Here is a 13,148-nt window from a genome sequence, read left to right as displayed (position 1 = left end):
GGCTTCCTCCCGACGGCGACCAGAGCGAAGCGGGGCAGGACGCACCGCCACCGCGACGGGCCCAACCGCTCGACGACGCATTCACCGACATGATCTCCCATGTCGCCTCCCATGTCGTCGAACCGGAATATCTGGCGTGCGAGTTCGAACGCCACCATCGAGGCACCCTCGGGCCCATGAGCCGCCACCAGCTTGTCCAGCCCGTACATCCGCACCAGGTAGTGGCCCAGCGCGGCCCGCGCCGCCTGTTCCGAGGCACCGGTCACCACGATCGGGTCGAACATCCAGTCCGTCGTCACCGTGCGGAAACCGGAGCGCACAAGACACTCTCGCATCTGGTCAGTGGTGAAGTGCGCGTAGCGGTGACCGGTCGCGGACTGTTTGTCCACGACATCCAGGAACCAGGTCGCCACGGGCGACCCTTCGGCAAAGTCGTGCAGCACGAACCTGCCCCCGGGCCGCAGCACTCGCCACGCCTCGTCGGCCACCTCCTGTCGCTCCGGCTCCGGTATGTGGTGGCTGCCGTATGCGAGGAGCACACCGTCGACGCTTCCCGAACGGAACACCTGCCGCTGGGCACGCTGCCGGACCGCCGGAACACCTGCCGCCCACGCACGAGCGACCATGAACGAGGCCGCGTCACAGGTGACGACCGTCGCGTCGGGCATGTCGGGACGCAGGCAGACCCGGTGGAGCAGCCCATCGCCGCCCAGCAGGTCCACAACGACCGGCCGATCGTCGCCCGCTGGGCCGATCACCAGGGCCATGAGGTGCCGGATACCGATGATCCGCGCCTGCGGGTGTGCCTGTTGGGCGTCGACGTAACTTTCGCCTCGGCCGCCATGCCGCGCGGAACCGAAGTCGTCGCGCTCCCCATCAGCGGCCAGGCCGAGGGCGCGTTCCTCGTCGATCAGCGCGTACACGTGCGGCCAGGTCTCTCGTAACGCCCGGAGCTGGGATTGCTGGTCCGCCATGTCAACCCGAGGCAGGGCATGCCCCGTCATCTCCTGCCTCGGGACCACGCGGGCGGGCCGGTGTACTCCGTGGGCCGATTCCCCTGTGACAGCCCCCTGCCCCGTCATGCCCGGCCTCCCTGGGTGCAGGCGCCGAGGCGGTGGTAGCCGTTGGCGGCTCGGGCCTCGGACAGCGGTATGCCTGCCCGCACCGCGGCGAGTACCCGGCCCTCCAGATCGTCGATCCGGCGGATCTCGGTGGCGAGGGCGTCAACCATCCCGGCCGGGGCAACGACGATTCCCGATTCGTCCGCACACACCCAGTCTCCTGGAGCGACGGAGGTGCCCCGTACGGTGACCGGCTCCTGCATGGCGGCCAGCCTGACCCGGCCGCGCCCGGATTTGACGCAGGTGGCCGCGGCCCAGATCGAGTAGCCGATCTCGGCGCTGCCCGCGACGTCACGGCAGGCTCCATCGATCACCGTGCCCGCGACGCCGCGCGCATGGGCAACTGTGGTGACCAGGTCGCCCCACACCGAGCACCAGTCACGGCCCGCATTGTCGATCATGACGACGGCCCCGGCGGGCACGTCGTCGACGAAGTCGCCGATGCTGCCTGGCGAATCCGCGGACACGACTTCATAACGCAGGGTGAAAGCAGGCCCCACGACCAGCCCGCTTCCGGTCAGCCGACGCAGACCGGTCACCGCACCGTCACGATGGAGGGCGTCCATCGCGTCGGCGATCGTCGAACAGGTAACGGTGTCGTTCAGGCTCCGCAGCAGGGAGCCGCTGACGTCTCCGGGTGAATTCGGGTATGGCACCTCGTCTGCATCCACGGTTCGGACAGTGCTTCGTCGTGGCCGTCCCAGACAAGGTTCCGGCGCCAAACCCAGGGCGCCGGGCAGGATCTCGGCAGCCGGGGGCCGGCGGCGGCATCGCGTATCGTGGATACCATCCGTTAATTCGGTGTCATCTGGCCTTAACTCCGACGTCGACACGGATGTCCGCCCAGGACGGTGCTACTAGCGTCTCCGTTGTTGCCACGGTGATCATCGCCGCTGGCCGTCCGACAGCGGAGGGCATCCGGGTGACTCGACGACGCCGAATCGCGTACCTCTGTCTCACGATCCCACACGACGACCTTCCCGATGTGGAGGCCGCCTTCGCCCGGCACGACACGGATGTGGAGATCGTCAAGCTTGCCGATGCGGATCAGATCAACTGGAGTGGCATCGACCTGCTGAGCCTGCGCATGCTGCGCTATTTCCATCTGGAGCCGGATCTGATCCCGCGTATCGACGCGCTCTGCGCGCGGGTACGGGCGAACGCTCCTGGCGGCCTTCCGGTGGTCAATCCGCCCGGACTCGTGGCCAGGGGGCTGGACAAGTTCGACTATCTGCCCAGACTCGCCGACGCCGGGGTCCCTGTTGTGCCGACCGAGTGGGTGTCCCGGGGGACGCCGGTCACCCTCCACACCATCCTGGAGCGGACCGGGTGGCGGCGCGCCGTGGTCAAGCCGACGCTGTCGGCTCGCGGCTGGAACGCCTTCCGGGTGACCCGGGCCGAAATCCCGATTGATGACCCCGACCCCACCGCGGACCATCCACACCTCACGTTGCCCGATGATTCCGACGCGGTGGCTGGGAGCAACGCCGAGCGCCGGTTCGCCGAGCTGACCGCGATGACGACAGTGAGCGTGCAGCCCTTCGTCGATGAGATCACCACTCGCGGCGAGACGTCCTTCGTCTTCATCGGCGGAAGGTACAGCCATGCGATCGCCAAGTCGGTTGCCGAGAACGGCTGGATTGCGCACGAGTCCTTCGGTGGCGTCAACAAGCGCGTCGAGGCCACACCCGCACACATCGCCTGGGCCGAGGAGCTGCACAGCCTGCTGTGCTCATGGTTCGAGCAGCTGCGGTACGCACGGATCGATACTCTGCCCGCCCCGGACGGGGGCCTGCAGCTGCTGGAATGCGAATTGGTGGCCCCCCGGCTGTTCCTGCGTGAGGGCGGTGCGTTGGATCGCTATGCCCGCAGCATGCTCGGGGCCGCCGCAACAGCCTGAACCGCAACAGGCATGACCTGAGGAGAGCGGCACATGGACAGCCTTTCGCACCCGGCGACGACGGAAGTGACGCGTACCGAGGTTGTAGTGGTGGGAGCGGGCATGGTCGGGCTGCTCGCCGCGCTGGGACTGGCGAAACGCGGGATGGACGTGACGGTCATCGATGACGTGGTCAGCCAGAAACCCAGCTACAAGGTGGGCGAGTCGTTCCTGGTCTCCACCGGAGTTCCCCGTATTATCGGTGATCTCGATGACTTCCTCAACGACGACTGTTTCGTCAAGCTGGGTGTCTGGTTTACCTATGGGGTTCAAGGCCAGCGGGAGTTCCGGCCCAAGTCGGAATGGGTCGTCGCCGCAATGTCGGAGTTCACGCTGCGGGAGATGCATGACGACTTCCGTGACCACTACTTATATAAGATCGCGAAAAACAAGCTCGCGTTCCGCGCGCTGGTGGTCGACCAGCAGATCTGCCGGCCCGACACGGAAGACCTGCTGCGCAAGTCCGTGCACAGCAGGCACAACATCCGCTTCCTGGACGCCGCCCGGGTGACCGGCGTCGAGATCGCGCGGACCGGCACGGACGCGCATCTGGTGACCTGGGCCGACCACGCCGCGAAGACCCAGGGCAGTGTCCACACCCGCTGGGTCATCGACTGTTCCGGACGGAGCAGGATGTTGGCGAGCAAGCTGGGTCACCGCGCCGAGTCACGGGTGCTCAACGACGGCTTCCAGACCACGGCTCTGTGGGGGCAGTTCGCCGGCATCACCGACGAGATGTTCGAACCGGTGTGGCGGTACACCACCGCGGACGGCACCTCCACCCGCAGAGACCTGTACACCCTGCACCTGTGGGGCGACGGCCACTGGATCTGGGTGATCCGGCTCTCGGGAGGCCGGGTGAGCGTCGGCATCACCTACGACCAGAAAAAGCTGCCGAAGAAAGGCGGCCCCAAGGACCGGTTCTTCGCGGCACTGGCCGAATACCCGGTCTTCGACGGAGTGCTCAGCCGGGAGAACCTGCTCGAGTTCCGTATGTACCGCAACGTGCAGCACGTGACGGACACCTTCGTCCACCCCAGGCGGTACGCGATACTCGGCGACGCGTCCTCGATTATCGATGCCTACTACAGCCAGGGACTGGGCCAGTCCTGCCAGACCATGTGGCATGTCTCGAACATCATCGAGAAGGACCTCCGGCGCGCCTGCCTCGACACCGGCTACATCGACCGGGTCAACAGGGCCACTTTTGAGGATTGGCTGACAATCAGGAGCTTTGTTCAGGAGAAGTACAGCGGCGCCATCGCCGACCCACGCTTCTTCCTGCTGTCACACATGCTCGACTGGGCGGTCATCTGGTCGACCGGGACCGCCCGGTACCGCTGGACGAACTGGCTGGCGGCGACCGGCGGTGACACGTCCAAGGAGGACGAGACCAGCAGGAGGGACCGGGAATTCTGCGAGACCCGCCTGTTCTATTCGAGGGGACAGCTGGGGCACTGGACGACGGAACAGGCGTTCCGCCGTCGAGTGGAACGTTTCCAGGCCACGCTCGGCGAGCGGGCCCGGTGGCGGCTCGAGCACGGCATCACGGGCCCCAGCGTGTTCTGCCAGCTGTCGCTGACCCGTTGCCTGCCGAGCGGTACATGGCGGCTGCTCGGCAAGTCGAGCTCGACGCGGGTGGAGATCTCCGGGCCGGACTTCGTCGCCCCGAGGAAGCTCCGCAAGCCGTGGGCGCGCTCGTGGGTCAACGCGCTGCCGCTGACCGCGTCACAGCGGTTCTCACTCGTGCTGAAGTTACGCGCTCCCCTGCTCGCGGCGCTGTTTCTCACCTGCTACGCGCTGGACGCGGCCGACACCGCCCGGCTGAAGGTGCTGCACCGGCTCCGCGGCGGGCGGCGGCCGGCACGAACGGAGCCATGACGTCGAAAACCGGGGCTGATCGAGGCCGGAAACCACATCACGGCTTCATGCGTGGTCGGTACGTTATTCACGATCTGCGTTTGGATTTCCGCCTTAGAGCGCCCGGCAACAGGGGTGTGGATCAAGGAGCGGGGTTGGGGTGCGTGCATCGCGAGGCGGAGGAGGAAGGCGCCCTGGTGGTGGGCGCCGACTGAGGACAACGCGGCCGGGCGGGATGCGGGGAGCCGCGAGCCGGACAGTCCTATCCTCGGGCGCTCTTACCTTCTGGCAGGAGTGGTGATGGCCTACGCGTCCGGTCCGGTGGCCACGCTGTCGTCGCAGGTGCTTCTCATCTTCCTGCTCCAGATCGCGGTGCTGCTCGGGCTTGCTCATCTCCTGGGCCGGGTGGCAACGCGGCTCGCAATGCCCGCCGTGGTGGGTGAACTGGTCACCGGCGTGCTGCTCGGGCCGTCCCTGCTCGGCACGCTCGCGCCCGGTTTCGCCGGCTGGCTGCTGCCGGCGCGCGCTGACCAGTTCCATCTCCTCGACGCTGTCGGTCAGCTCGGCGTGATTCTGCTGGTCGGTTTCACCGGGATGGACATGGACATCGGGCTGGTGCGCCGCCGCAGCCTGACCGTCGTCCGAGTCGGCCTCGCCGGGCTGCTGCTTCCGCTGGGCCTCGGAGTCGCAGGGGGACTGCTGCTGCCGGACTCGCTCGTCGCCGATGGCGCCAACCGGTCGGTGTTCGCGATGTTTCTTGGTGTCGCGCTGGGTGTCAGCGCGATCCCGGTCGCCGCGAAGATCCTTATTGACATGCGCCTGCTGGACCGTAACGTCGGCCAGCTCACCCTGGCCGCGGCCGCGGTCGACGACGCGGTCGGATGGTCGATGCTTTCGGTGGTGTCGGCGATGGCGACCACGGGCGTGCATGGCGGTGACATCGCCGTGCCGGTCGTGAGCGTGCTGGGCACGGTGCTGGTCGCCCTGGTGGCCGGCCGGCCGGTGGTCCGGGCCGCGCTTCGGTTCGCCGGGGCCGCGCGGGACGGCAGCGGCTGCATCCCGGTTGTCACGGTGCTGATCCTTGCCGCGGCTGCCGCGACGGATGCGTTGAAACTGGAGGCAATCTTTGGCGCCTTCATCGCCGGCATCGTCGTCGGGTCCAGCCGGGACTTCATCCCCGACCGGGTCGCGCCGCTGCGGACGGTGGTACTCACCGTACTGGCTCCGATTTTCTTCGCCACGGCCGGGCTACGGGTCGACCTCGGCATGCTCACCGATCCGCCGGTCCTCGCCGCCGGCCTGGTGGTGCTGCTGCTCGCCGTCGCGGGCAAGTTCGGCGGTGTCTACCTCGGCGCGCGGGCCGGTCGGCTCGGCCACTGGGAGGCGCTGGCGCTCGGCGCAGGGCTCAACGCCCGCGGGGTGATCGGCCTGGTGGTCGCCGCGGTGGGGCTCCGCCTCGGCGTGTTGGGCACGGCGGCCTACACGGTGGTGGTCCTGGTGGCGCTTGTCACCACCGTCATGACTCCGCCGATCCTGCGGATCACGATGCGACGGGTCGAGCGGACCGTCGACGAGACCCTGGCCCAGCAGCTGGGCCCCGCCGCCGGCGCAGGGGCGCACCTTCCAGGGCCGGACGTTGGAAGCCGCCGCCCGCAAGCGTGAGCGGGTCCTGGCAGAAGTTTCCCAGCGGGACGTCGCGGCCGCGGCGACCGGCCGGCTCAACGAGAGCGTCTTCGCCAACCCGGATCTGTCCCCTGGCCAGGTCACGTCGCTCGTTGACATCCTGCGGGAGTTCCGCGGCCGCACCGGTGACTTCTGAACCGGCCGCCGTCGGTCCACGCATATCCCGACCCGGCGGTATTTGCCTGATGTACCGACCTTGTCACGATCCGATCCGGTGCGTATCGTCGTCTTTGGATCTGCTGACAAGCAAAATACACAGGGGTGTGTATGTTAATGACCATGACGGACGTGCGGACCAACATCGTTGTCAACGACGAGTTGATCGAGAAGGCGATGCGCCTCTACAACGTCAGGACGCGGCGCGAAATGGTTGATCTCGCCTTGAGGTACATCATCATGCGTGATGAGCGCCAAAAGATTCTCGAGCTTGAAGGTGCGGGCTGGGGGGTTGATATCAATGATCTTCGTGCGGCGGGTCTGCCTGAAGATCCTTTTGGGTCGCCTTCGGGAGCGGAAGATGATCATTGTTGATACGTCTGCCTGGATCGAGCTCTTCCGAGGCACGAGATCGCCGGCTCATCTTCGTCTCCGCAGGCTTGTCGAAAACAAGGCGCCTCTCGTCACCACCGAGATCGTCTGGTTCGAACTCCTTGCCGGAGTCCGGACAGCAGACGACGGCCAGCTGATTGAGAAGCGGCTGACTCCGTTCCCGGTTCTTCCGCTGGCGGGAATCCCTGATTACCAACGGGCCGCCGATCTCTACCGGCTGGCTCGTGCCCGCGGTGTCACGGTTCGTTCGCTCATGGACTGCCTGGTCGCAGTCTTGGCCATCAAGGCCGACGCGAGCCTGTTGCATGCAGACCGCGACTTCGATCACCTCGCCCGGGTCACCGACCTGCGCATCGAACCGGTGGCGTGAGCTGCCGGTCGTCAGCGCGGGACGGTGCCAGTGTCGGACGTTGTCAGCGCAGGACGGACAGGGGGAGCAGGCGCTTGGCGCCTGGGTTGCGGCTGCGGTCGTTCTTGCTGTGGTCGTTGTCGACGGCGGGCAGGCTCGCGGGGTTCACCGCGGCCAGCGCCGCCTCGCCGTGGCCGAGGACGCATTCGGGGTCGGGGCCGTCCAGCGGCAGCCCGGTGAAGAACTTCGCCGCCATGCACCCCCCCTGGCAGGCGTCGTAGTGCCCGCAGGATGCGCACGCCCCGGCACTGCCCGGTTCCCGCAGCTCGGTGAACAGCTCTGATTCCCGCCACACCGCCGCGAACCCACCGGTGTCCAGCACATTGCCGGCGCGGAAGTGTTCGTGCAGCGCGAACGGGCAGGCGTAGACGTCTCCGACCGGGTCGATCAGGCAGACAACCCGGCCGGCGCCGCACAGGTTCAACCCGGGCAGGGATTGCCCGTAGGCCGCCAGATGGAAGAACGAGTCGCCGGTCAGCACGTGCGGCCGGGCCAGCAGCCAGGAATGCAGGTCCCGCTGTTGCGTCGCGGTCGGGTGCAGTTCGGCCCAGGAGTCCCGTCCCCGGCCGGACGGGCGCAGCCGGGTGATCCGCAGCTCCGCGCCGTAGTCCCGGGCCAGTGCCTCGAACGAGTCGAGCTGGCTCGCGTTGTGCCTGGTCACGACCACGGACAGCTTGAACGCGCCGAACCCGGCTGCGGCGAGGTGATCCATGGCCGTCCGGGCCCGGTCATAGGAGCCGGTACCGCGCACCGGGTCGTTGGTCATCGCGTCCGCGCCGTCCAGGGAGATCTGGATGTCGACGTAGTCCAGCGCGGCGAGCCGCCGCGCCTTCACCGGAGTGATCATTCCTCCGTTGGTGGAGAACTTGACCCCGACACCATGGTCGACCGCGTACTCCAGCACATCGAAGAAGTCGGGCCGGGTCATCGGCTCACCGCCACCGACGTTGACGTAGAAGACCTGCATGCCGGCGAGCTGGTCGACGACCGAACGCAGCTGGCCGGTGGTCAGCTCGCGGGGGTCGCGCCGCCCCGAGGAGGACAGGCAGTGGACGCACGCCAGATTGCAGGCGTACGTCCACTCCCAGGTCAGACAGATCGGCGCGGCGAGCCCGCGCAGCAGCTCGTCCCGCAGGGAACCGCGGGCCCGGACCGTGGATGCCGGCCCGGCCACATCGGTATCAGTGACGCTCACGGACGAACCCCGTTTCCACCAGGCGGGCCAGCGCCCGCTCCACCGTCGGCCGTTTCGCCGCGGGCACCGCGTCGAGCGCGGCAGCCGCGGACGGCGCGTCCGCGAGCGAGCGCACCACCGCGACCAGATCCAGATCTTTCAGCAGGGACAGCCGCCGGGTGTCATAGGAGTAGGCGAGCGCGCCGAAGCGTTCCGGTCGCAGCGCGACCTTCGGGTGCAGCTGGTAGGCGCGGCCGCGGTCGAAGGCGCCGGTCGTGACCGCGGCGGCGTGCGTGGGCGTGGGCATCGATGCGTCTGTGACGGTCCTCGGCTGTGGCTGGTTGATCAGTAGACGCCGCACATGCCGTCGATGGACACGTCCTCGACCAGGAGGTCCTCCAGCACCGGCTCGGTGCCCTCGGCGGAGATGCCTGGAACCTCACGCGAGGCGGGGTCGTTGTCGGCGGATTCCATAGGTTCCTCCTGTGGGTCATTGTGCTGTGGGCCATGCGGGGAGCCCGGCGGCTCGTGCTGTGCGTCGTGTGGGTGGAGCCGGCGGTGGCAGTCGGGCACCTGGCCCGCCCGCAGCCCCGCTACCTGCGCTGTTCTCGGTTCAGTGTGACCCGGACCTACGCATCCTGTCGCGTGGTCGGGTACTGCTCGGTGGATCGCCGCTGCGGCTGCTCACGCTGAGCCAGGCCGGCGCGGCCGTGTTCGGCGCCCTCGCGGCGGGTGCGACGGTCGCGGAGGCCGGCGCTGGCGCGGGTGCGCTCGCCCGCCGGTTGGTGAGCGCCGGGCACGCCGACCCCGTGCCGCCCGCCAGCGACGTCCCGGGAACGCCCGGCCCGGACGACGTCACCCTCGTCATCCCGGCGCGCGACCGGGCGGAGGAGCTGTCCCGGCTGCTCACCATGGTCACCGGGAGCTGCCGGGAGGTGATCGTGGTCGACGACGGCTCAACCGACGCCACCGCTGCGGTCGCGCGGCTCGCCGGTGCCCGTGTCATCAGGCATGTCTCGCCGCTGGGGCCCGCGGCCGCCCGCATGGCCGGGGCGCGGGCCGCGACAACCGGGCTGGTCGCCTTCCTCGACTCGGATGTGCTGCCCGGCGCGGGCTGGCTCACCAGGCTGCTGCCGCATCTTGTCGATCCGGTGGTCGCGCTCGTGGCCCCGCGGGTCGCCTCCAGCGCGGGCCGGGCCCTGCGCGCCCGCTACGAGATGTCACGGTCCCCGCTGGACCTGGGCCCGCGGTCCGGGCCGGTCCGTGCGGGCAGCCGTATCTCCTATGTGCCGGCCGCGGCGCTGCTGATCCGTCGGGAGCTGGCCGACTTCGATCCGGCGATGCGCTACGGCGAGGACGTCGACCTGGTGTGGCGGCTGACCGCGGCCGGCTGGTCGGTGCGCTACGAAGCGGCCACAGTGGTGCTCCACCAGCCCCGGTCGTCCTGGCTGGGCTGGGCCACGCAACGGGTCGGCTACGGATCGTCCGCGGCGCCGCTCGCGCTGCGCCATCCCGTGCCGCTGCGCCCGGCGCGGGGCGCGGCCCTGGGCGTGGCGGCAGCTGCCCTGGCGGTGCGCGGGCCAGCGGCCCTGACCGTGGGGAGCGCTGGCTCCGTGGGACTCGGCGCGGTCCTCAGCGCGGTGCGGCTACGCCGCAAGCTCATCGAGCTGCGCCCGCCCGTGCCACATGCCGGGCCGCTCGCGGCGGTTCTGGTCGCTCAGGGCCGGCGCTTCACGGCGTGGGCGGCGGCGGACACGGCCCGGCGGGTGTGGCTGGTGCCGCTCGGGCTTGCCGCGGGCCGGCCAGGCCGGCGGGTCCTGCTGGCCGCGGCGGTCCTGCCGACCGCGTGGGACTGGTGGCGCGACCGCCCGGACGTCGGCCTCGTCCCCTATGTCGTCCTGCGTGTCACCGACGACGCCGCCTACTGCGCCGGAGTCTGGTGGGGCTGTCTGCGGGCCCGTACCACCCTCCCGCTGCGCCCGGCCCCGACTGGCGCGGGTCGGGTACGTCCGGGGCGAGCGGGCGGCGCGCGGATATCCTCAGTGTTGTGACCTACCTCGACCACGCGGCGACCACGCCGATGCGTCCTGAGGCCGTGGCTGCCTACACCGCGGCGCTCGCGGAGGCCGGGAACGCGTCGTCGCTGCACGCCAGCGGTCGTCGCGCCCGTAGAGTAGTCGAAGAGTCGCGTGAGGCGTTGGCCGCCGCGCTGCGCGCACGCCCGTCGGAGGTTGTTTTCACCGCCGGCGGGACGGAGAGCGACAACCTGGCTATCAAGGGGCTGTACTGGGCACGGCGGGCGGTCGCGCCGCGCCGGCACCGGGTGCTGGTCAGTGCCGTCGAGCACCGCGCCATCCTGGACGCGGTGTTCTGGCTCGCCGAGGCGCAGGATGCCCAGGTCGAGCTCTTGCCTGTGGACGCCACCGGGATGGTGCACCCCGACGTTCTCGCCGCGGCGATCGTGCGTGATCCCGACAGCGTCGCGCTGGTGAGCGTCATGTGGGCGAACAACGAGGTCGGCACGGTATCGCCGATCGCGGAGCTGGCGGCGGTCGCACACGGTTTCGGGATCGCCTTCCACACGGACGCCGTCCAGGCGGTCGGGTCGATCCCGCTGTCGTTCGAGGACAGCGGAGCGGATGCGCTCACAGTCAGCGCCCACAAGCTCGGCGGTCCGATCGGCATGGGCGCGTTGCTGGTCCGCCGGGGGCTGGCGCTGGCGCCGCTGACCCACGGCGGCGGGCAGGAACGCGATCTACGATCGGGGACGCTCGACACCCCGGGGGTGGCGGCGTTCGCGGCCGCGGCGACCGCGGCGGTCCGCGAACGGCCGGTCGAGGCGGAGCGTCTCGTTGCCCTACGTGATGATTTGGTCGCACGTGTCCTCGTGGAGGTGCCGGACGCGGTGGTGAACGGGGCACCCTCGGGCTCGGGGCTCCTCCCCGGGATCGCCCATCTGACCTTTCCCGGCTGCGAGGGCGACTCGCTGCTGCTGCTTCTCGACGCTCACGGGATCGAGTGCTCGACGGGTTCGGCCTGCTCCGCCGGTGTTGCCCGGCCGTCGCACGTCCTGCTGGCCATGGGCGTGGACGAGGCCCGCGCTCGCGGGTCGCTGCGTTTCTCCCTGGGGCGGACCTCCACCCGCGCTGACGTCGACGCACTCGTCAAAGTGATCGCCCCGGTGGTGGAGCGGGCGCGCCGCGCCGGTGCGCTGGCGGGCCTGTCGGGAGGATGAACGGGATGCGGGTGCTTGCGGCCATGTCCGGCGGAGTCGACTCAGCGGTGGCGGCCGCCCGCGCGGTCGACGCCGGCCACGCGGTGACCGGCGTGCACCTGGCGCTGTCGAGATCCCCTGAGTCGCACCGCGCCGGCGCGCGTGGCTGCTGCACGGTCGAGGACGCGCACGACGCCCGCCGGGCCGCTGACGTCCTTGGCATCCCGTTCTACGTGTGGGATCTGGCGGAGCGCTTTGAGCACGACGTCATCGAGGAGTTCGTTGCCGCCTACTCAGCCGGGCGGACGCCGAACCCCTGCGTCCGCTGCAATGAGCGGATCAAGTTCGCGGCGGTGCTCGACCGGGCGCTGGCGCTGGGCTTCGACGCGGTCGTCACCGGGCATCACGCCCAGCTGTCCGGCGCGGTGCTGCGCCGTTCGGTGGATCCGGACAAGGACCAGTCCTACGTGCTGGGGACGCTGCGTCCCGAACAGCTCATGCACGCGATCTTCCCGTTGGGGGACACCACGAAGACCGAGGTCCGGGCCGAGGCCGCCCGCCGCGGTCTCGCGGTCGCGGACAAGCCGGACAGCCATGACATCTGCTTCATCGCCGACGGCGACACCGGCCGGTGGCTGCGCGACCGGTTGGGGCCGCGGCCCGGTCCGGTGGTGGACGCCGTCACCGGCGAGCGGGTGGGGGAGCACGACGGGGCGTTCGCGTTCACGATCGGGCAGCGCCGGGGCCTGCGCCTCGGTCGGCCCGCGCCCGACGGCAGGCCGCGTTATGTCCTCGACATCTCCCCGGTGACCGCCACGGTGACGGTTGGCCCGGCCCAGGCACTCGACGTCCGCGATCTGGTCGCGGACGTGGCGGTCTGGCCGCATGAGGGCCCGGTGGCGTGCGCGGCCCAGGTCCGCGCGCACGGGCGGGCGGTCCCGGCCACCGCCGAGGCGGTCGGGGACGAGCTGTACATCAGGCTGGGCGAACCGGTCCGCGGTACCGCGCCTGGGCAGGCCGTCGTCCTCTACGACGGTGACCGGGTCCTGGGCGGGGGCCATGTCCGCCGGTTCGGTGCCGGCCCGCGCGATGCCGGTTGACCCGGCGGCTGATCCGCGGGGTTCGGGCGGGTCGGCGTTTCAGGCCCTGACCTTTCGAGCGCCCGAGAACAGGACTGTCCGGCTCGCGGCTCCCCGCGT

14 protein-coding genes are annotated in these 13,148 nt (G+C 69.7%); 9 read left to right on the top strand and 5 right to left on the bottom strand.

Annotated features, from left to right (window positions below):
- Both MJ797_RS16090 and MJ797_RS16085 read right to left on the bottom strand, forming a co-directional pair.
- Positions 1–1,082 (bottom strand): class I SAM-dependent methyltransferase (locus MJ797_RS16090; protein ID WP_239335658.1); only part of this gene is annotated, 1,082 nt, incomplete at its 3' end.
- Positions 1,079–1,792 carry an RraA family protein gene (locus MJ797_RS16085; RefSeq protein ID WP_239335657.1) on the bottom strand — a complete coding sequence of 238 codons (714 nt, stop codon included), beginning with the start codon at positions 1,790–1,792 and terminating at the stop codon, positions 1,079–1,081. The genes MJ797_RS16085 and MJ797_RS16090, both read right to left, overlap by 4 nt.
- A 164-nt stretch (positions 1,793–1,956) precedes the next feature.
- On the opposite strand from MJ797_RS16085, the gene MJ797_RS16080 reads away from it, so the two are divergent.
- The 6 genes from MJ797_RS16080 to MJ797_RS16055 all read left to right on the top strand — a co-directional run bounded on the left by MJ797_RS16080 (position 1,957) and on the right by MJ797_RS16055 (position 7,522).
- Complete coding sequence (locus tag MJ797_RS16080) at positions 1,957–3,021, top strand: RimK family alpha-L-glutamate ligase (RefSeq protein WP_239335656.1); 1,065 nt, start codon at positions 1,957–1,959, stop codon at positions 3,019–3,021.
- A 33-nt stretch (positions 3,022–3,054) separates the two neighbouring features.
- Positions 3,055–4,941, top strand: a complete 1,887-nt coding sequence (locus MJ797_RS16075; protein ID WP_239335655.1) for an NAD(P)/FAD-dependent oxidoreductase — start codon at positions 3,055–3,057, stop codon at positions 4,939–4,941.
- 279 nt (positions 4,942–5,220) lie between these two features.
- Entirely contained in the window at positions 5,221–6,582 is a 1,362-nt protein-coding gene (locus MJ797_RS16070) for a cation:proton antiporter (protein WP_239335654.1), read from the top strand.
- Positions 6,557–6,739 carry a hypothetical protein gene (locus MJ797_RS16065; RefSeq protein ID WP_239335653.1) on the top strand — a complete coding sequence of 61 codons (183 nt, stop codon included), beginning with the start codon at positions 6,557–6,559 and terminating at the stop codon, positions 6,737–6,739. Before MJ797_RS16070 ends, MJ797_RS16065 begins: the two co-directional genes overlap by 26 nt.
- 137 nt (positions 6,740–6,876) lie before the next feature.
- Positions 6,877–7,134 carry a type II toxin-antitoxin system VapB family antitoxin gene (locus MJ797_RS16060; RefSeq protein WP_239335652.1) on the top strand — a complete coding sequence of 86 codons (258 nt, stop codon included), beginning with the start codon at positions 6,877–6,879 and terminating at the stop codon, positions 7,132–7,134.
- Entirely contained in the window at positions 7,121–7,522 is a 402-nt protein-coding gene (locus tag MJ797_RS16055) for a PIN domain nuclease (protein ID WP_239335651.1), read from the top strand. Before MJ797_RS16060 ends, MJ797_RS16055 begins: the two co-directional genes overlap by 14 nt.
- Positions 7,523–7,565: 43 nt before the next feature.
- On the opposite strand, the gene mftC is transcribed toward MJ797_RS16055, so the two are convergent.
- Genes mftC through mftA form a run of 3 tightly spaced genes read right to left on the bottom strand, consistent with a single transcriptional unit; the run spans position 7,566 to position 9,209 of the window.
- A complete protein-coding gene (mftC, locus tag MJ797_RS16050) occupies positions 7,566–8,756 on the bottom strand; it encodes a mycofactocin radical SAM maturase (protein WP_374582354.1) in 1,191 nt (396 codons plus the stop codon).
- Positions 8,743–9,042 (bottom strand): mycofactocin biosynthesis chaperone MftB, encoded by a 300-nt coding sequence (gene mftB, locus MJ797_RS16045; RefSeq protein WP_239335650.1) that lies wholly within the window; start codon positions 9,040–9,042, stop codon positions 8,743–8,745. The genes mftC and mftB overlap by 14 nt, the downstream gene beginning before the upstream one ends.
- 38 nt (positions 9,043–9,080) lie before the next feature.
- Positions 9,081–9,209: a mycofactocin precursor MftA gene (gene mftA / locus MJ797_RS16040; RefSeq protein ID WP_239335649.1), complete on the bottom strand. Its 129-nt coding sequence runs from the start codon at positions 9,207–9,209 to the stop codon at positions 9,081–9,083.
- Between the two features lie 68 nt (positions 9,210–9,277).
- On the opposite strand from mftA, the gene mftF reads away from it, so the two are divergent.
- The 3 genes from mftF to mnmA are packed head-to-tail and all read left to right on the top strand — an operon-like array spanning position 9,278 to position 13,049.
- Positions 9,278–10,786, top strand: a complete 1,509-nt coding sequence (gene mftF, locus MJ797_RS16035) for a mycofactocin biosynthesis glycosyltransferase MftF (RefSeq protein ID WP_239335647.1) — start codon at positions 9,278–9,280, stop codon at positions 10,784–10,786.
- The gene (locus MJ797_RS16030; protein ID WP_239335645.1) at positions 10,783–11,970 is read left to right on the top strand and encodes a cysteine desulfurase family protein; all 1,188 of its coding nucleotides are present in this window, start codon (positions 10,783–10,785) and stop codon (positions 11,968–11,970) included. Before mftF ends, MJ797_RS16030 begins: the two co-directional genes overlap by 4 nt.
- A 5-nt stretch (positions 11,971–11,975) precedes the next feature.
- The gene (mnmA, locus tag MJ797_RS16025) at positions 11,976–13,049 is read left to right on the top strand and encodes a tRNA 2-thiouridine(34) synthase MnmA (protein ID WP_239335643.1); all 1,074 of its coding nucleotides are present in this window, start codon (positions 11,976–11,978) and stop codon (positions 13,047–13,049) included.
- Positions 13,050–13,148: the final 99 nt, after the last annotated feature.

Origin of the sequence: Protofrankia sp. CiP3, assembly GCF_917627345.1 — a bacterium.
Lineage (GTDB): Bacteria > Actinomycetota > Actinomycetes > Frankiales > Frankiaceae > Protofrankia.
This window is presented reverse-complemented; position numbering and strand designations above follow the sequence as displayed.